At 67.8% G+C, this 17,359-nt stretch carries 16 protein-coding genes; 10 read left to right on the top strand and 6 right to left on the bottom strand.

Annotated elements, in window-relative coordinates:
* Positions 1-219 precede the first annotated feature (219 nt).
* Positions 220-816, bottom strand: a complete 597-nt coding sequence (locus tag ACWFRJ_RS33750; RefSeq protein WP_453539650.1) for a TetR/AcrR family transcriptional regulator — start codon at positions 814-816, stop codon at positions 220-222.
* A 108-nt stretch (positions 817-924) separates the two neighbouring features.
* On the opposite strand from ACWFRJ_RS33750, the gene ACWFRJ_RS33745 reads away from it, so the two are divergent.
* Positions 925-1,569: a hypothetical protein gene (locus ACWFRJ_RS33745; protein WP_453539647.1), complete on the top strand. Its 645-nt coding sequence runs from the start codon at positions 925-927 to the stop codon at positions 1,567-1,569.
* On the top strand, positions 1,562-2,500 hold the full coding sequence (locus ACWFRJ_RS33740; protein WP_453539644.1) for an alpha/beta fold hydrolase: 939 nt from the start codon (positions 1,562-1,564) through the stop codon (positions 2,498-2,500). The genes ACWFRJ_RS33745 and ACWFRJ_RS33740 overlap by 8 nt, the downstream gene beginning before the upstream one ends.
* A 134-nt stretch (positions 2,501-2,634) precedes the next feature.
* Here ACWFRJ_RS33740 and ACWFRJ_RS33735 read toward each other — a convergent pair whose 3' ends face one another.
* Both ACWFRJ_RS33735 and ACWFRJ_RS33730 read right to left on the bottom strand, forming a co-directional pair.
* A complete protein-coding gene (locus tag ACWFRJ_RS33735; protein ID WP_453539641.1) occupies positions 2,635-3,372 on the bottom strand; it encodes a D-Ala-D-Ala carboxypeptidase family metallohydrolase in 738 nt (245 codons plus the stop codon).
* Positions 3,373-3,748: 376 nt separating this feature from the next.
* The gene (locus tag ACWFRJ_RS33730) at positions 3,749-4,864 is read right to left on the bottom strand and encodes a hypothetical protein (RefSeq protein ID WP_453539639.1); all 1,116 of its coding nucleotides are present in this window, start codon (positions 4,862-4,864) and stop codon (positions 3,749-3,751) included.
* Positions 4,865-5,173: 309 nt separating this feature from the next.
* Between ACWFRJ_RS33730 and ACWFRJ_RS33725 the strand changes: the two genes are divergently transcribed.
* Entirely contained in the window at positions 5,174-5,620 is a 447-nt protein-coding gene (locus ACWFRJ_RS33725) for a hypothetical protein (RefSeq protein ID WP_453539636.1), read from the top strand.
* A gap of 93 nt (positions 5,621-5,713) precedes the next feature.
* Here ACWFRJ_RS33725 and ACWFRJ_RS33720 read toward each other — a convergent pair whose 3' ends face one another.
* The gene (locus tag ACWFRJ_RS33720; protein ID WP_453539633.1) at positions 5,714-7,183 is read right to left on the bottom strand and encodes a NucA/NucB deoxyribonuclease domain-containing protein; all 1,470 of its coding nucleotides are present in this window, start codon (positions 7,181-7,183) and stop codon (positions 5,714-5,716) included.
* 350 nt (positions 7,184-7,533) lie between these two features.
* On the opposite strand from ACWFRJ_RS33720, the gene ACWFRJ_RS33715 reads away from it, so the two are divergent.
* From ACWFRJ_RS33715 to ACWFRJ_RS33705, 3 genes are all read left to right on the top strand, one after another.
* Entirely contained in the window at positions 7,534-8,712 is a 1,179-nt protein-coding gene (locus ACWFRJ_RS33715) for an acyl-CoA dehydrogenase family protein (RefSeq protein WP_453539630.1), read from the top strand.
* A 281-nt stretch (positions 8,713-8,993) separates the two neighbouring features.
* Positions 8,994-9,689, top strand: coding sequence for a L,D-transpeptidase (locus ACWFRJ_RS33710; RefSeq protein WP_453539627.1), 696 nt, complete (start codon positions 8,994-8,996; stop codon positions 9,687-9,689).
* Between the two features lie 1,030 nt (positions 9,690-10,719).
* Positions 10,720-11,973 carry an MFS transporter gene (locus ACWFRJ_RS33705; protein WP_453539624.1) on the top strand — a complete coding sequence of 418 codons (1,254 nt, stop codon included), beginning with the start codon at positions 10,720-10,722 and terminating at the stop codon, positions 11,971-11,973.
* A 369-nt stretch (positions 11,974-12,342) separates the two neighbouring features.
* Here the strand turns inward: ACWFRJ_RS33705 and ACWFRJ_RS33700 are convergent, their stop codons facing one another.
* Entirely contained in the window at positions 12,343-12,684 is a 342-nt protein-coding gene (locus ACWFRJ_RS33700; protein ID WP_453539621.1) for a hypothetical protein, read from the bottom strand.
* Positions 12,685-12,919: 235 nt separating this feature from the next.
* Positions 12,920-13,378, bottom strand: coding sequence for an ATP-binding protein (locus ACWFRJ_RS33695; RefSeq protein ID WP_453539618.1), 459 nt, complete (start codon positions 13,376-13,378; stop codon positions 12,920-12,922).
* Between the two features lie 307 nt (positions 13,379-13,685).
* Here ACWFRJ_RS33695 and ACWFRJ_RS33690 point away from each other — a divergent pair, with 307 nt between their 5' ends.
* From ACWFRJ_RS33690 to ACWFRJ_RS33675, 4 genes are all read left to right on the top strand, one after another.
* The gene (locus ACWFRJ_RS33690) at positions 13,686-14,552 is read left to right on the top strand and encodes a helix-turn-helix domain-containing protein (protein ID WP_453539615.1); all 867 of its coding nucleotides are present in this window, start codon (positions 13,686-13,688) and stop codon (positions 14,550-14,552) included.
* Positions 14,553-14,581: 29 nt separating this feature from the next.
* On the top strand, positions 14,582-14,800 hold the full coding sequence (locus tag ACWFRJ_RS33685; protein ID WP_453540246.1) for a DUF397 domain-containing protein: 219 nt from the start codon (positions 14,582-14,584) through the stop codon (positions 14,798-14,800).
* An 81-nt stretch (positions 14,801-14,881) separates the two neighbouring features.
* Entirely contained in the window at positions 14,882-15,697 is an 816-nt protein-coding gene (locus tag ACWFRJ_RS33680) for an SAM-dependent methyltransferase (RefSeq protein WP_453539612.1), read from the top strand.
* A gap of 518 nt (positions 15,698-16,215) precedes the next feature.
* On the top strand, positions 16,216-16,854 hold the full coding sequence (locus tag ACWFRJ_RS33675; protein WP_453539609.1) for a hypothetical protein: 639 nt from the start codon (positions 16,216-16,218) through the stop codon (positions 16,852-16,854).
* Positions 16,855-17,359: the final 505 nt, after the last annotated feature.

The raw sequence follows: 17,359 nt of genomic DNA, 5'->3' as shown, positions 1-17,359 counted from the left end.
ATTGTCACCGCCGACCGGCGGAGCGACAGCCCGCAGTTCATCCCCGTGCCGGGCAGGATCCGCGTCAACAGGCTGCACGGCGGTCGGCCCCGTACCCGGCCGGAGCGGGTCCTGGGCGACAAGGCGTACGGGGCGAGCCGCTATGACAAGCTTGCCGTCCGCTACGAGGCCACCCTCCACGTCGCCTTCATCGGCGAGTGGCTCCTGGCCGTGGTCTCCTTAAACACGCCTAGTTGCGCGCAACGCTTGCGAGAGCGCGTCAACGGTCACGCCCACGATGGCCAGGAGCTGCGCAGGGCTCGCCCCGGCTCTGCTCATGACGGCGAGAGACTGGTTCACGGCCGCCGTGTGTTCAGCGAAGGCATCGGCGTCCTGGTCGGTCAATCGTCCGGCCTTCAGCGCGGCGCGCAGGCGCGAACGCTGGAAGCCGAGAGCCTTCTTAGCGTGCGCCGCGACGGCCGGGCTCAGTACCGGAATCGCCATGGCCGACTGGGCAATCAGGCATCCATCGGGCAGTTCGGGATCGGCGATGCGCTCGAGGGTGACATCGAAGAACGCACGAACAGCTGCAAGGGGTTCCGAGGCTGCACACGAGAGGGCGGCGTCGTACTTGTCGCCGTAGCGCGCGGCGTAGCGATCCAGGCAGCGCAGGAAGAGCGTGTCCTTGTCGCCGAGCGAGGAGTAGATGGAGCTGCGGTTCAGGCTGGTTGCCCGTGACAGATCGTCCACTGAGGTGTCGGTGTAGCCGACGCGCCAGAACTGGACCATCGCGGCGTCGAGTGCCGCGTCCATGTCGAACTGCTTCTTGCCTGCCACGTGGCACTTCCTTGCCGGTGTGTCGATGTCTATGAGCTGTGCTGCGCACATTCTATCTTGAACTGAATGGTTCAAGATGTGTTACGTTGCAGACATGATCATGACCGTGTGTTCCGGCGATCCGAGAACGCGCCACGGGCGCGCCGCCTGGTCCCGGCCGCCGCCGTCCTCATCTGCACCATCGTCATGGCTGGCGGGAATCTGACCGTTGCGCTCTACGGCCGGTGGGCGTCGAAGTCCGGCTTCGGGCCCGTCACCACAACCCTCGTCTTCATCGCCTACGTCATCGGCGCCGTTGGCATGCTGCTCGTGCTTGGTTCACTGTCCGACACGACCGGACGTCGCCCCGTCCTGGCACCGGCGCTGGCCGCCGCCGCCACTGTCGGCGGCTTGAGTCTCGGTGTTATCGGCGCGCCTGCTGACGGAATTCGTCCCGGCGCCGACCCGCACCGTGTTCTGGTGCTACCTCGGCGCCTGCGCGGCGGCAGGCTTTGCCTGGCTGGCAGTCCCGAGACCGCAGGGCTGAGGACGAGCTGGCGGCCCCGCGTCCGCTATTCCGGCCTCACGGGCCCCGTCCTGCTGCTGGGCGTCCTCGACCAGACAGCCGGGACCCGGATCTCCAGCATCCCCCTGACTGTTCTCGCCATAGCCATAGCCATAGCCATAGCCATAGCCATCGTGCTCGCGGGCCTGGCCCTGGGGCGTAGCACCGAACCAGCAAACCCCACACCCATGGAGGATTCCCGTGACTGACCCTGCGACCACCACTCAGCATGTCCCCGAAGCCAACCCTGTCCGCGACCTGCCCCTGCACGACCTGGACGGGTTCACCCACCGCTGGGTCGACGCAGACGGCATCCGCCTTCATGCCGTCGAAGGCGGCCAGCCTGCCGGCCCGGCTGTCGTCCTGCTCGCCGGGTTCCCGCAAACCTGGCAGGCCTGGCGAAAGGTCATGCCCAGTCTCGCCGACCGGTTCCGCATCATCGCGATCGACCTGCCGGGCCAGGGCCACTCCGAGCGCCCGGAGCGCAGCTACGACACCCACACGGTCGCCGCCCACGTCCACACCGCCGTAAAGGCACTCGGAGTGTCGGCTTACTGGCTTGCCGCCCACGACATCGGCGCCTGGGTCGCCTTCTCCCTCGCCCTCAACTACGAGAGCCAGTTGCGTGGGGTCGCCCTGCTCGACGCCGGGATCCCCGGTATCACCCTCCCGGAATCGATTCCCATCGACCCGGCCCGGGCGTGGAAGACCTGGCATTTCGCGTTCCACCTCGTGCCCGACCTGCCCGAGACCCTGCTCGCCGGCCGCGAACGGGACTATGTCGGCTGGTTCCTGAAAACGAAGGCCCTCTCTCCCGACGCGTTCGACGACGCCGACCTCGACCACTACGCAGCGGCCCTCGCCGCCGACGGCGGCCTCCGCGCCTCCCTCGCCTACTACCGAGACGCCGCCGAATCGGCGCGCAAGAACCACCAGGCGCTCAACCGGCAGCACCTGACCGTGCCCATCCTCGGAATCTCCAGCAGCCACGGCTCCATCCCGGACATGGCAGCCTCCATCAGCCCATGGGCCGACAACACCACCGGAGTCGTCGTGCCCGACGCCGGGCACTTCATCCCCGATGAGCAGCCCGAAGCCGTCGCTGCCGCTATAGCCGACTTCATCGCCGACGGCGGCTGACGCCCAATCAGACCTGCCCGGCGCGCACCCGCCCAGGCGCAGCCGCCAGGACACAATCGTCCTGGCGGTCCTCCGGGCAGAAACAGTCGTCCCGGCGCGGGCGGGCCACCGGCTGCCTCGTCCCGCCGGTGCGTTCAGATGCCGCAGGCCGACGCCGACCAGAAGCGGCTTGCGCGGTGATCGAGGTGGGTGTGGTCGCTGTGGCCCGGGTAGCCGGGGCCGAGGATGCCGTTGAAGCCGTGATTGCGGGCCTGCTGGGCGAGGCGGCACAGCGAGTGCGGGCCCGCGCCGAGGTCGGCCGCGTCGCCGTACAGGTGGCGGCTGCCTGCTGCTCCGCCGACCGCGTCGTTGCAGGCATGCGAGCGGAAGCCACTGGTCACGCGAAGGGGCTGGTCGCCCAGTGCGTGTCGCAGTGCCTCGAGTTTCCACATGGTGCGCAACGCGTTTGCTTTCGCGGTGCTTGCGCTCACTGCGCCTCCCGCCCAGGTGGAGTTGCAGGTGTTGAGTTCGGCGTAGGTGAAGTGGATCGGTGTGCAGTCGTTGTCCTGGAGGGCGTAGATCTTGCTGAAGGTCGCCGGGCCTGCAACGCCGTCGGCGGCCAGTCCGTAAGCCGTCTGGAACCGTTTGACCGCGGCAGTGGTCGCCGGCCCGTAGGCACCGTCGATGGCGAGCGCGCCGCCGCTGCCGGCATGGCCTGCCACCCGTATCTGCAAGTTGGTCACGTCGGCACCCGAGGCCCCTTGGGACAGGGTGCGCGACCACGTGTAGCAGCCGTCGGCCTGAGCAGTTCCGGTGGTTGCCACGACACCGCCCAGGGTCGCGGCAATGAGCATGACAATCGATAGGACGAGTCGTGCGGTGCGTCTGGACATCAGAGCACTCCATGGGGGGCGGGGGATGGGAGATTCGCACGTGCATTCCGAGCCTGGCGGGATAGGCGGCGCACGTCAACGGGACGTCAACGGCCGTCATTTGTCGAACCATTGGCGGTCGATGGTTCTGGTGAGGCACGGGTGCGTGCGGAGGGTAAGCGGGCCTGCCAGACGTGCCGGCAGCCGAACCGTGTCGACGACATACGGCCGGCCCTGCAGGCGGCCGTGTCCATGGCACCGGCGGCCGTCCGGCGGGCACCGGCCCCGGACGGTCGGGGCCCTCCTGGCCGCCGACGCATGTGCGCTCGTCGACGCAGAGTCCCCCGACCGACCGGGTTTTTGCGTGCCGGCGGAGACCACTCATTCCTGGCCTGCGCTATTCCTCGGCATCCAGCTCTCGATCGGGGAACGCGCGCAGCCTCAACTGCGGCGCCCGGTAGGCAGCGAGCCACCGCATCCTGTTGTCGTCGGCCGCGAGCCCTTCCTGTGCGGCCCGGGTCCACTCTTCTCGATCGAGGACCTCCAGGTATGTCCCCCGGAGGGCTTCTTGCCGGGACGCGGTGCATCCCGCTTTCTCGGGAGGCTCTGTAGCCAGGTGCTGGGTGAGCACCGCGATCGTGAAGTAGCGCTCGAGCGTCGGGCGGAGCAGACCCACGTGGCGGGCATGAGCTTCCAGTACCGCTGCCGAATGGGGGTAGTGGGCGAGGGTGAGGCCCATCCCCGCGCAGTCACTCATCTGATGGAGCAGGCGCCCGATATGGTCGACCATCTCGCTGTCGGTGTCGAGGTGTTCAAGCGCCTCATGGAGTCTAGTGACGGTGGCGACCTGGCCGGCGAAGTATCCGTTGAGGAAGTCGCCGTCGCAGGCTCTGCGAAGAAGCCATGGACGCGCAGTTGGGTCGTCGAGTCTGCAAAGAGCTTCGATGACATAGACGCGCCCCCAGCCAGTGACCCGATCGGCGAGCCAAAGCAGCGCTTCGACTCCTCCTGGCTGCCTCTCGAAGGCGCGCGCCGCCAGCGGCCCGAAGCGTTCGGAGAGCAGCCCGATCGTTTGAATCAGCGGGACATCGTCGGCAGTTCCCACCGCCGCGAGCAGGGCAAGCCCGACGGTGACGGCGCATCGATCAGCCCCGTGGCGGACCAGCCAACTGCCCGTTTGACGAGCACGTTCGGTGTCCGCCCGCTCAGCTGCGGCGGCAATGTGCTCGTTGTGGTGAATCGGGATGTAGACGTCGTGGAAGACATCGGCCAATTCGCCAGGCAGGGCAGAGGCCCTCGCGAAATACGCGTCCAGGATGAGCGCAACGTCCTGGCCGACCGCGTGCCGGTCTTTGGGCGCCTTCGGGCCTCGACGATCGTGCAAGCCGTCGTCGGGAAAGGGGTACCCGTCCCGCGGAAGCGGTTCCCCTGGCGTCAGTTGATGTAGCCGGAGTGCGTGGTCGAACAGTGTGGTCGGTGATCCGGGCAGTCCTGTCCCGGTCGTCTCGCTCATCGGCGGACGGAGGACTCGATTCTCTTGATCATGACCCGGAGCATGCCACGACAGCCGTGGCAGCAACAAGCTCTTAACGCGGCGACTCGTCACGCCTGGTCCAACCACCACACGTCACGCACGTTGCCTTCGAAGGCCTTGGCTTGGCGGGCTGCTTCCACAGACTGCGCGGCCGCACGATGCAGCCGGTCACCTTCATTACCGGAGGCGTAGTTGAACCGCACGCACAACTTGACCTGGCCGACCGTGGCGCGCGGGCGGGTCCTGCGGCAGAGTGTCACCTTTGACAGCAGTCGCAGGAGGTGTCGTATGCCCCGACTCGTGGCGTCTCGCGAGCTGAAAGTGGTCGTGGACCACCGGTTGTTCGGTCTGGTCGACGAGGAGGGACAGGACGGTGAGCGCCCGGCTTCACCACGGTCGGTGGGCAGTTTCGTCAGCTCCAACGCCACCATGCTCTACATCGGGTCGGACGAGGACATTCTGAACGCGAGGGTGCGGCTGGAGGCCTGGGACGGTCCGGCGGCAGCCCTCGCGGAGGCGTGGCCGTCGACGGAACTCCTCTCGCTGGACCTCCCCTCGGGGCGGTTCCTGGTGGACGAGATCGCGGCCGGGGGCAAGCCGGACGTCTTCCGGCTCCCGCATGCCGGCAAGTGGCGGGCACGGGTGGCGTGGCGGGAGAACGGCCCTGCCCCGGACGGTGGGTTCGCCGAGCCGGGAGGCTGGGCCTTGGTCCAGTTCTGGCCGGACGCGGACTGAGCAGATACGGGTGCAGGGCCCGGCCCCTCGGCCGGGCCCTGCACGATGGGTGATCAGAGCCGCTTCGATTCCCTCAACGGGGAGCTCGGCCGCTCAGCGGATGGGCATGTAGAACGCGTCCTGATCGAGCAGCCGGTCGACGTCGTACCAGCGACCGAGGCGCCGCCCGGCCTCCTGGTTGACCTCACTGTTGACCCATCGTGCCGAGTAGTGGCGCTCGTACTGGGCGCCGCCATAGGGGTCGTCGGGGAACAGGTGCCGTCCCGCGCCTTCGTAGGTCGAGGCCATGGGGTACTCGTCGCAGTCGTATGGCCCCTGGTCCACGGGCAGGGTCGCCTTGAGATCCTGCATCGCCTTGGTGGCGCAGAAGTTGCGGACGATGCGCCGGTTCTCGTCGTACCGGAAGCTCTGCTTGTCCCCCTTGGCCTGTGCGAGCCGGTGAATCGGGTCGCCGGGTGTGCCGCCGGCCAGGTGCTTGTCGGCCTGGGTGGGCATCGTGGCGCCCGGGTTGGCCCGGGCCTCTTCCAGGTGTGTGGCGACGCCGCCGACGGCCGCTTCGGACTTCGTGTACGACATGCCGGGCACCGCCCGGTCGAACACGGACCCGAGCTTGTGTGACTGCAGATACCACGCCGAGTCGAACCGCATGCCCCCTTCGGGGCCCTCGGTGTCGATGAACTGGAAGAACCACGGCAGATCAAACTCATACTCGATGTGGAACACGCCGGTGGCGATCTGCTCGCCCCACAACGGGTTCGAGCTGACCGCCTGGGAAGCGATGTCGAAGTACGCCTCGTTGTTCACGCGCCACTCGTTGATGGACTTCTCGGTCTCCTCGTTCTCGTGTGCGTAACAGGCTTGCTCGTCGTTGTGGTTGGGCTCTTCGTCCTTGTAGTCGCCCTCACACTCCATGGCGGCGCTCATGTCCGCTCCGGAGCGGGCGAACGGGCCGGTGGCGACGATGTTCTCCACCTTGAGCCGGAAGTCGGCCCAGCGGAAGTTGGGGTGATCCTCGTGACCGCCGGCCTTGCCGTAGCCGATCAGTGTGTTCGACGAGGAGTAGGTGCCGACGAGCTTGCACTGCGGAGGGAAGAGTCCGCATTCGAAGGCCGGCATGAACAACAGGTGCTTCTGGCAGTACGAGTAGCGGTTCTTGATCCACCCGGCGTCCTGTGACGCGGCCCCGGAGTTGGTGCCGCACTCGGCCCAGTTGGTGTAGTCGTAGATGTCGTCCGGGATGCGGCCGCTCGGGAACCGTGAGGAGTCCACCACGTAGCTCGCCGGGTCTGCCGCGAGGGCCGACTTCTTCGTCATCTTCGAGGGGCCGTTGGATGTCGACGGCTTGATGCCCAGCCGATCCAGATCGCCGTGCTTCTTCACTTCCTCGACGAGCTTCTCCGGTTCGGCGACGAGTGACGGGTCGGAGATGACGTACGGGGTGACCTTGTAGGTGGTCTTTCTGTCTTCCTGCTGGCTCTGCGCCTGGGCCGGTAAGGCGCCGACCAGCAGCAGAGCCGCGGCGGCCAGACCTGTGACGGCCGCCTTGATGCGTATCGATCTCACTGTGCTGTTCCCCCTGTGCGTGCAGTAGACGTGCGTTACGTCATTGCAAACCCATGGAGTGGTCGTGTACAGGTCAAGAAACGTCAATCTTCCGGCATGCCGGGCCATCCTGGAACCCAGCTCAACGTCTTACGTGCTGCGTACTCAAGTGGCCGAAAGGGAGCGCCTGTTGAAGATTCACAGAGCTGCCGCCCTCGGGCACCGCCGAGTTGTCGATGAGTGGTCGGCGGCGTGACGATCGCGCCCACGAAGCCGGGTGGAGAGTGTGGTCAGGACTCCTCGGCCGGGACCGGGATCGCGAGGCGGGTGCGTGAGACGATCGGAAACCAGGCCGCAAGGAGAGGAGCTCCATGGGGGACAGGGGCCGGCTGCATGTCAGTGCGGAACTGGCGGGGGTGCTGGAGCGGATCGACGCGCTCGGCGGGATGCTCGATGAACGGGCCGCGGCTGCCGATGAGTTGGGGAGACTGCCGGAGGACACGGCGCGGGCGCTGCTGGACACCGGGATCGTACGGGCGGAGCTCCCGCTGGGCCTTGGGGGTTACGAGTTCGCGCCGCGGCAGCTGATCGAGACGGTGGAGCGGGCGAGCTACCACGACGCTGCGGCCGGGTGGACTGTGTTCGCGCTGCAGCTGATGACCGGGACCACTGCGGCGTACCTCGCCGGGGACGCCGCGGTCGCACTGTTCCCCGACGTGCCGAACGGGAAGCACGCGCTACTTTCCGGGCACGGCACACGCCCCGGGCGGGCTGTGCCTGTGGAGGGCGGTTACCGGGTCAGCGGCCGGTGGCAGTTCGCCTCGGGGGTGGCGCACGCCACCCACATCCACAGCGCGATCCAGGTCGAGGGCACCGATGAACTGCGGGTCCTGGCGATGCCTAAGTCGCAGGTGAGCCTGGACGGCAACTGGGACGTGCTCGGGCTGCGCGCGACCCACAGCATCGATTACCACTGCACCGATGTGTACGTGCCGTATGAGTACACCTACGCCGCGACCACCACCACGCCGGTCAGCGGCGGCGCCGTCTACCGCCTCGGCTTGGTCAACATGTCGGCGATCGGGCACACGGGCTGGGCCCTGGGCGTTGGCCGTCGGCTCCTGGACGAGCTGAAGCGGGTCGCCGCGGCGCGGACCGGCTCGCGGGGCGCGGCGGTCGACACCTCCCAGTTCCACGCCGAGTACGCGACGGCGGAAGCCGGGCTCCGGGCCGCCCGGGCCTGGGTGAACGACGTCTGGCAGGACGTCGAGCAGACCCTGGACCGGGGAGAGGTGCCGAGTACGGAGCAGGAAACGTTGATCCGTCTGGTCCTGAACCACACGACCTCGACCGTGTGTGAGGTGGGCCGCATCGTCCACCGCTGGGCCGGCTCGGCGGCGATCCGCCGTGGCCCGGTCGACCGCTTCCTGCGCGACCTGGCAACGGGCGCGCAGCACATCACGTCGAGTCCGGTCGTGCTCCAGAACTGCGGCAAGTACCTGAGCGGCGCCCGGCCGGACGCCCGGTGGAGCTTCCTCGACCTGACCTGACCGTCCGGGGGTGGGTGGCCCGTGACCGGGGAGGAAGGGGGCCGACCCCGCCGCCGTGCCGTTCAGACGGGCCCGGCATGTACAAGGAGGGCTGCAGCGCCTTCATCAGCTCCGCCTCCTGATGGACAGACTCCCTGACCGGCTCGCACCCAGCCGCCCCGGCGCCGTGTCGTCCCCTGTTACACATCTGTGTCGATTCGCCCTACAACGAACCCTGGGGCCGCGTCGTCTAGCAGGTGGGATCCGACCCGCGGACGAATGACGAACGAGGAGTGGCAACAATGGGGGACATACGCAGACGAGGAGCCGTGGCTCTGGGGATCACCGTGCTGGTGGCGCCGCTTACGGTGGCGCTCGGCACGGGCAGCGCTCAGGCCGCGTCGTGCTCGACGCAGACCGGGCCGTACCAGAAGCAGGTCGAGAAGTTCCTCGGCCGCCCGGTGGACGGCAGGCAGTCGGCAGCCGACTGCAAGGTCATCAAGGCCTTCCAGACCAAGCACGGCATCACCCCGAACGCCGGGTACGCGGGCAGCGTCACCTGGGGCGTCATGAACCTCATGAACAAGCAGAAAGCGGTGGGCAACACCCCCAACAAGGCGGGCAAGTGCCCGACCAACAAGGGGCGCATCGCCTGTGTCGACCTGACTCTCCAGCTCAGTTGGATCCAGGACGGCGAGAACCTCAAGTACGGCCCGGTCCCGGTGCGTACCGGCCGCAACGGCCACGAGACCCGCACAGGTCTGAAGAAGGTCTACTGGCGCCACATCGACCACGTGTCGAGCATCTACCACGTCCCGATGCCGTACAGCCAGTTCTTCGACGGCGGCCAGGCGTTCCATTCGGTCGGCATCAGCGTCTGGTCTCCGCCGGGCTCCCACGGCTGCGTCAACATGACGAAGAAGGACGCCGTGAAGTACTGGAACACGCTGCGCAAGGGCGACGACGTCTTCGTCTACGGCCGCAAGCCGGGCACCTGATCGGCCAGAGCAGAGAAGTGCGCGGCGAAACCGTCCGGTTCTGACGCGCACGGGCGCACCGCCATGCTCGTGGGATCAGCACTAGGAACTGGGTGAGTAGGCGGGAAGCGATGATCTGGCATGTGTCCCCTCTGGCCGATGAGCGAGGGCAGCGGAGATTCCACCGTGGTCCCCGGGCGTTTCGATTGGAGGATCTCTGAGTCGGAGTTCACGGCGTGCGGGTCTGTAGGGGCTCTTACTTACATGACGGGTCACCATCGTCTCGATCACTGTCGTCCAGCTGTGCGCCCTGCTCGGCCTGTGGCTGCGCTGGCTGGTGCAGCATGGCAGGACGCCTTGGCTATAGCGGCTGCAGGCGTCAAGGGTCATCTGTGAGCGCAGCAGATCGACGTCGGGCTGGACCTCGGGCAGCGGCCGAAGACCCCTGCCCGGCCGCATGCCGGGGTGGTCGGTGACGGTGGCCATGGCCCGCTCGCGGGCGTCAGGGGTGCGCTGGAAAGAGAAGTACGGATTGTTCGTGGCGCCGGCCCCGGGCGCGTGCCCCACATAGCGGTAGCCCAGCTGCTCAGCGACATGGGCAAAGGCCGCGAACGTCTTCATGCTGATGAAATGGGGTCGCACCGTGTACTCGCTCGAGCTCGCGCCCTGAGATCCGGCCTACTCGGGTCCGGGCGAGAGATGGAGGGTCATGCTGCTATGCCGTGCCGTCGCCACTGATACGTTCGTGGATCAGGAGGAGCGCGCGCCGGCAAGGGCAGCGCGTGTCGAGCGTAGGCATCGTGGTCGAAGGCGGGTGGCCGCCTCCCCGGCTCGCTCGACGTAGGCGGTGAGCGAGTTGGTCGGCAGGAACCGGGACGACCGTCCGGATGCGGCACTCGCACAGGTACTGGCGGATGATTTCGGGACCTGCCACCTGATCGCGAGCGTCCATCTACCGCCCGGCCCCGCCCGACCGCCATCATCCCTTTCCGTTCCGGCACCGGCACCGGCACCGACACCGGCACTGAAGATCAAGGACAACCCCATACCCATGTCTGAACGTGCGAAAGAATCCGTCATACGAGTCCCCGGCATCCCGCACCTGCTGATAGTGGTGCTCTGCTGCTTCTCCGGATTCGCCCTCCTGCTCCCCGTCTCTCCTGCATGGGCCGTCAACGGAGGCGCGGACGAACTAGGCGCCGGGCTCGTCACCGCCATTCTGATGACTGCCACGGTCCTGACCCAACTGTGCGTCAACACGGCACTGCGCAAGCTGGGATGGACCCGCACTCTCACGCTCGGCGCCCTCCTGCTGGGCCTGCCCGCCCTCCTGCAAGCCCTCAGCGACCACCTGTTGCCGATCCTGCTCACGACAGCACTGCGCGGAGCGGGCTTCGGGATCGTCACCGTCTGCGGATCCACCGCCGCAGCCGCACTGGCTCCGCGCGGACGCCAAGGAGCGGCCATCGGCATCTACGGCCTTGCCATCGCCCTCCCTCAAGTTGTCCTCACCCCGGCGGCACCCTGGCTGATGGGCACATTCGCCCTCCCCGCGATCATCGCGTGCGGCATTCTCCCCGTACTCGCACTGCCTTGGACACGAGCCCTCGGCCACGCCGTCGAAGCCCGCACCCATAGCTCCTCGCCCCGGACCGGCCACCCCCGGCACCCCGCCGCCACGACCACAGTGCTCCGACGCATCCTGCTCCCGATCACCGTGCTGCTCCTGGTCACGGCAGCGGGCGGCGCTGTACTCACCTTCGCCCCGCAGTTCACCGCCACTCCGACGCTGGCTGCCACGGGCCTGCTCGCCCTCACCGTCACCGCCGCGCTGGCCCGCTGGGGCTGTGGAGCACTCGCCGACCGGATCGCTCTGCGGCCGATCAGCGCCGGCCTCGTCTCGGCCGCGTGCGTGGGCCTGGCGCTGATCGCCCTGGCCGTCGACTCGGACAGTGACTCCGTCCTCATTCTGCTGTGCGGCCTGATTCTCCTGGGAGCGGCGTACGGAGGGCTCCAGAGCCTCACGCTGGTGCAGGCGTTCGACCATGCGGGCGTGGAGAACCGGCACACGACCTCGGTCGCGTGGAACATCGGCTACGACGCGGGCACGGGCCTGGGTTCCCTCGCCCTGGGCCTGGCAGCTCAAGCGGCCACGTTCTCCGCCGGCTTCGCCACCATGTCGGTGGTGATGGCAGCGGCGATTCCCGCGGTTCTCCTCGCCGGCAGACGGCCAACTGCCGAGGGGCCAGCGGATAGCCACCCGTCTACGCACAGCAGCAAGCGTCGTTCGCGCATCCGCCCGTAGCAACTGCCGGCGTTCCTCGTCCCGGCGGCCCGACTCTCCGCAGGTCGACCGGTCCCCGAACCGACGTACTACCTTCTCGTCGGCCTCATGAAGATCGAGGTCAGTCTATGGCGCGACCATTGCGACATGCGGTGACGACGAAGCCGGAGTGTGGCAGGCGCTCAACGCCGAAGTGAGCCTTGCCCGGACGCTGGAAGCGCCGCTGGGCAAAAGCGCCCCAAATGTGTCGCAAGCCCACTTCGCCATCCCGGCGCTGTTCAGCGCCCTGACGCCCCGGCGACGCGATCCTCCGAGACGGACGTCCCTTGCGTTTCCCTTGCTGCGGCAACATGGCAGGGCCGAGGGCGTGTCCACTGGGGCTCACCGTGCCTAGGCGCTCCTGGATGACAAGGGCGCCCAGGTGTAACGGACAGGCACACCGCGGTCGTTGAGCCAGGCGATTTCGCGGTGCCGGAGTTCGTCCACGGACTCCGGGGCGATGGCGCTGGGCCAGCGGACGAGTACCGCGGTGATGTGGCCTGTCTGGACCAGTTGCTTCACGCGCCGCCAGCCTCCGCGCTGGGCCGGGTCGGGCTCACCGTACGTGTCGGTGACGACCTCGGCGATCGTCAGCCCGCGCTCCTGAGCAAAGGCGTGGCCCTCTGTCTGCGCGCGCTGCGTGGCAGCCCCGGGGCCCGGTCGGGCTCGGTCGGCGCATACGTACAGCACCACAGGCGAAGCGATTGGGCCGTGGGGAGTCATGGGCGCCTTCTGTCGGTGAATCGAGAAGAAGGGATCCTCTGCTGCGCGAGGGGCACGGAGCGGGCCGCGCAGTACCAACGGCGCTTTCCGCCGATGGACGGGGAACTGGTCTGGTACGCCTCAACAGCCAGGCCTGGCCGTGATGGGCCCGTGTTGTTCCTCGCGGAGGCAGGACCGCCGTCGGCGCTGGCCGGCGCCCACGGCGTCAGGGGTAGGCCGTCAACTCTGCCCAGACGAACTTGCCTTTGGCCCGCGTCGAGCGTGCGGAGCCCCAACGGTCCGCGAGCTGCTGGACGAGAAACAGACCCCTCCCGCACTCCTCGCCCGGCCCGGCGACGCGAGCGGTCGGGCGAGCCGGGGCGTGGCCCTCGTCGTGGAGTTCGATGCGCAGGCGCCGCTCGTCGTCGGTCAGCGTGAGACCACACAGGACGTGGACGCTGTCGGTGTGGAGTACAGCGTTCGTGGTCAGTTCGGAGACCAGCAGCACCGCGTCGCAACTGGTGCCGCCGGGCACTTGCCAGGCCAGGAGCTGGTCGTGTACGGCGTCGCGGGCGGCTCGCGCGCTGGTGCGCAGGGCGGGGAGGTTGAACCAGTACTCGCGGTGAGGCGCGGTCGAGGCTAAGGCGGGGGCCGTGGGCGGGGCTGAGGGCGTGGGGAGTGTCACGGATGTCGCCTTCCAGCGCCTCTTGTGGGGGGTGGGCGCGGTGTCGGGATGCCGAGGGTCGTGAGGCGTATGCGGAGGCAGTAGCGCTGCGGTGGGGTGCCCAGGACGGCATCAGCATCACGTGTCCCGTCCGGGACGGATGCTGCGTCAGAGCTGCGACGTGACCGCTCACGCATCAACTATGCGGGTGATCGAGTGCACCCTGCAACCGACTCCCTGATAATTTCAGCGGCACTTGTATCACCTTGGCATCAACATCAAGTCGGTGACAGGATGGCGCCGTTGATGAACTATCAGGAGGTTGGGTGTGGCGGAGGCCCGTTCCAGCGCCAGCGCACCGACAGTCCTGCGCATGATCCTCGGCCGTCGGCTGCAGGACATGCGGCTCGGCGCCGGTGCCTCGCTGGAGGACGCGGCAAGAGCACTCCGTGTGAAGACCCTGACCATCCGCCGGCTGGAAAAGGCCGAGGTCGCGCTGAAGCCTCTCTATGTGGAGAAGCTCCTGGAGACCTACGGCGCGGACCGCCGGCTGATCGACGAGTTCGTCGACCTGGCCGAGCAGGCCAACGAGCCCGGGTGGTGGCACTCCTACCGCGACGTCGTCCCCAGCTGGTTCACCGCCTACGTCAGCCTGGAGACCAGCGCCAAGACCCTGCGCACCTATGAACCCCAGTACGTCACCGGCCTTTTGCAGACTCCCGACTACGCCCGCGCTGTGCTGCGCGGCGGGTTGCCGAACGGAAGCGAGGAGGAGCTCGAGCGTCGCGTGGAGGTGCGGATGCGCCGCCAGAGCCTGCTGGAGCGGGAGGACGCTCCCACGCTGTGGGTGGTCATGGATGAAGCAGTCCTGCATCGGGAAGCGGGCAGCCCTGACGTGATGCGGGATCAGATCGAACGGCTCCTGGACGTGTCCGAGCTCCCACACGTCAGCCTCGACATCGTGCCCTTCGCCGCAGGCGCGCACGTCGGCGCGTGTGCCCCATTCACGTATTTCCGGTTCGAGGAACCTGAGCTGCCTGACATCGTCTACAGCGAACTCCTTTTCGCCTCCGTCTACCTGGACCAGCGCGCGGACGTCGTCGCTCATCTCGAGGCGCATTCCCGAATGGCGCTGGCGACGTCCTCCGAGGAAAGTCGGGCGCTCTTGAACCACATGCGCAAGGAGTACTCGTGACGATCACCGACCAGGGCGTCTACAACGGGATGCCGGCCCGTGACCTCGGGGAACAGGGCTGGGAGCGCCCCTGGAGCGGGCCGAACGGCGGCCAGTGTGTCGAAACGAAACTACTCACCGACGGCCGCGTTGCCGTGCGGCAGTCCACCGACCCGGCCGGTCCGGCGCTGATCTACACGCCGCAGGAGATCGCCGCGTTCGTCCGCGGCGTCAAAGAGGGCCTGGCCGATCACTTGGCCGCCGGGTGAACCGGCGGCGGGGAGAAGGGCCGGAGACACCGGCCCGTACCTGGCCTGCGGGCCGACAGACACACGCGTGAAGGGGAGAACATGACCACCAGGCAGCCTGGCCGGGATCTCGACACGAGCAGGCCGCACTCGGCCCGCATGTACGACTACTTCCTCGGTGGCAAGGACCACTTCGAGATCGACGAGGATGCAGCCCAGGTTGCGGCCAAGGCCCACCCCGGCCTCCCCGTGACCGCCCGCGAGAACCGGGCGTTCATGCACCGGGCAACTCGTGTCCTCGCAGAAGAACACGGCATCCGCCAGTGGCTGGACATCGGCACGGGCATCCCCACCGAGCCCAACCTGCACCAGATCGCCCAGTCCGTCGTGCCCGACGCCCGTGTCGTGTACGCGGACAATGACCCCCTTGTCCTCAAATATGCCGAACGCCTCATGCGGAGCACGACGCAGGGACGCACGGCCTACATCGAGGCCGATGTCACCGACCCCGACGCACTGATGAGCGCCGTGGAGGCCTCGGAGGTCCTGGACTTCGACCAGCCGATCGCCCTCTCCCTCAACGCGCTCATGCACTTCATCACCGACCCGCACGACCCCTTCGCCATCGTCCGCCGGCTGCTCGCCCCGCTCCCAGTGGGCAGTGCCCTCGCCATGAACCACTGCACGCCCGACTTCGACCCCGTCACCTGGAACAAGGTCGCGGAGATCTACACCAGCTCCGGGACTCCGGTGCAGTTCCGTTCACTCAGCGACGTCCGCCGGTTCTTCGACGGGCTCGACCTGATCGACCCCGGCATCTGCTGCTGCCACCGCTGGCGTCCCGTCGAACGCACGGACGGGACGGAGCCCACGGACGCTCAGATCAGCCTGTTGGCGGGCGTCGGCATCAAACGCTGACCTGGGGAGTGCGGGGAGACCGCGACACCGAGGGCATCGAGCGGCCACCGGGACGAAGCGCTGGGCGTTCGAGGCCGACGGAAAGGGGGGGCCTCTATGACTTTGGTCAAGAGGCAGTCGGGGTTGGTGGTCGGTAGGGGAAGTCGGCGCTGCGAGACCCAGGGACAGAGGAGGGCTTGGCTGCGGTGCTTGCCCTCGGAGCAAACCGCAGGCTGACGCCGCCCACCGCGACCAGACTGGCGCCCCAGAACCGACGGTAAATAGAGGCAATCGGCGCGGACCGGGTCGACGCAGTCAAGGGCGAGGGGTGGGTCCGCCTGCAGCACGTACTGCTGGAGGACGGCCGGGTCTGCTCTGGGCACGCTCGTAACCGAACCAGGTGGGCGATTACCTCCGGAACACCTCCACGTTCACATGCGGAGGAATCCATTCATACATGTGAAGGGATTCGTCGGGCAGACGGCCGCAGTACGGAACGGGATGCGACGGTCCGTCACGGATCGCACCGAGGGGGGACGATGACCGAGGACAGAGGTGAGGGCCGGGTGCACGGCGCGACGCACCATGCCCCCGATGAGTTCGGGCCGATCGACTGGCATGCCGAGCAACGCTGGAACGACCGGACATGGGTGCAGGTGGCGCTCATTCTGCTGATCGCTGCCGGCGTCGCGATCGGGATGAACTTGCTGCTGTACGCCGCATGGGGGCATCTGAGCATGGGCGGAGTCGGTGGTGGCATCGGTGTAGTGCTCGGCGGACAGTGGACGGCCCGGCGTGCTCGGCGGGAAGTGGCCGAAGAGTCGGGGCTGAGCCCGTGGCAGGTGTCGATTGTCGGTCGGTGGCTGCGCAAGGGGCACGTTCCCGGTGACCCGAAGGCGCGGCGGGCGATGGCCGCTCTCGTACGGGGACAGCAGCGCGCGGCGCGGCAGGGTGGACGTTGGGTGATGCCGGTCGGGATGGCGCTTTGTGCCGTTGGGGGCGTCGTCTTCCTGGTGGATGGGAACGTCGTGCTCGCCGGTGTGATGCTGGTGGGCGTAGTGATGCAGATACCCGCACTCATCGAACAGCGACGCAACATCAGACGATTGCCCCGTATCGAGGAGCAACTCGCAGCGCCCGCGGATTCAGCGCCGCCACCACCGTCCGCCGCTGTTTGACCGGCTCAGTCAACTGGCCGCCCACGGGATGTGCTTGACGATCGTTCTGCGGTCTGCGGTCTGCGGTCTGCGAGCTCGTCGTGCTTCCGGGGCAACAGCCGCGGCGCTTCTTCTCCCGCGTCCTGTCTACTGCCGATCGCACCCCCAACCGGCAGGACCATCTCAACCCTCAACCCCTGCCCCCGCTAACGGTTTGCCGCTGGGGGCCACGGGGACTTCTGTGAGGAAGACGGTGCGGGCCGGGACGCTCGCGGCACCGAGTTCGCGGGCGACCAGCTTCCACAGGGTTTCCTCCTTGGGGGGGCGACGGCTCCGGGCAGCGGTACGACGAAGGCGTGGATGGCCTCGCTGGTGTGCCCGTCGGGGATGCTCACGACTCCCCGTGCCCCGGGTCGGCACCATGGCGGTGTCACTGACGACGGAAGGCAGTTCGGACCCCAGTGAGGCGAAAGGGCGGCCGAGCCAGGGCTTCGTCAAAGTTCAGTGGCAGCCCGAACGCCGACGC

Source organism: Streptomyces sp. NPDC055239, from assembly GCF_053606205.1.
The sequence above is the reverse complement of the archived record's forward strand: the minus strand, read 5'-3'. Positions and strand labels throughout refer to the sequence as shown.

Excerpts from the sequence above, each read along its gene's own strand:
- ACWFRJ_RS33715 (WP_453539630.1), top strand. The coding sequence starts at position 7,534 with ATGGGGGACAGGGGCCGGCTGCATGTCAGTGCGGAACTGGCGGGGGTG.
- ACWFRJ_RS33735 (WP_453539641.1), bottom strand. The coding sequence starts at position 3,372 with ATGTCCAGACGCACCGCACGACTCGTCCTATCGATTGTCATGCTCATT.
- ACWFRJ_RS33685 (WP_453540246.1), top strand. The coding sequence starts at position 14,582 with ATGCCGGCCCGTGACCTCGGGGAACAGGGCTGGGAGCGCCCCTGGAGC.
- ACWFRJ_RS33710 (WP_453539627.1), top strand. The coding sequence starts at position 8,994 with ATGGGGGACATACGCAGACGAGGAGCCGTGGCTCTGGGGATCACCGTG.
- ACWFRJ_RS33730 (WP_453539639.1), bottom strand. The coding sequence starts at position 4,864 with ATGAGCGAGACGACCGGGACAGGACTGCCCGGATCACCGACCACACTG.
- ACWFRJ_RS33725 (WP_453539636.1), top strand. The coding sequence starts at position 5,174 with ATGCCCCGACTCGTGGCGTCTCGCGAGCTGAAAGTGGTCGTGGACCAC.
- ACWFRJ_RS33705 (WP_453539624.1), top strand. The coding sequence starts at position 10,720 with ATGTCTGAACGTGCGAAAGAATCCGTCATACGAGTCCCCGGCATCCCG.
- ACWFRJ_RS33675 (WP_453539609.1), top strand. The coding sequence starts at position 16,216 with ATGACCGAGGACAGAGGTGAGGGCCGGGTGCACGGCGCGACGCACCAT.
- ACWFRJ_RS33680 (WP_453539612.1), top strand. The coding sequence starts at position 14,882 with ATGACCACCAGGCAGCCTGGCCGGGATCTCGACACGAGCAGGCCGCAC.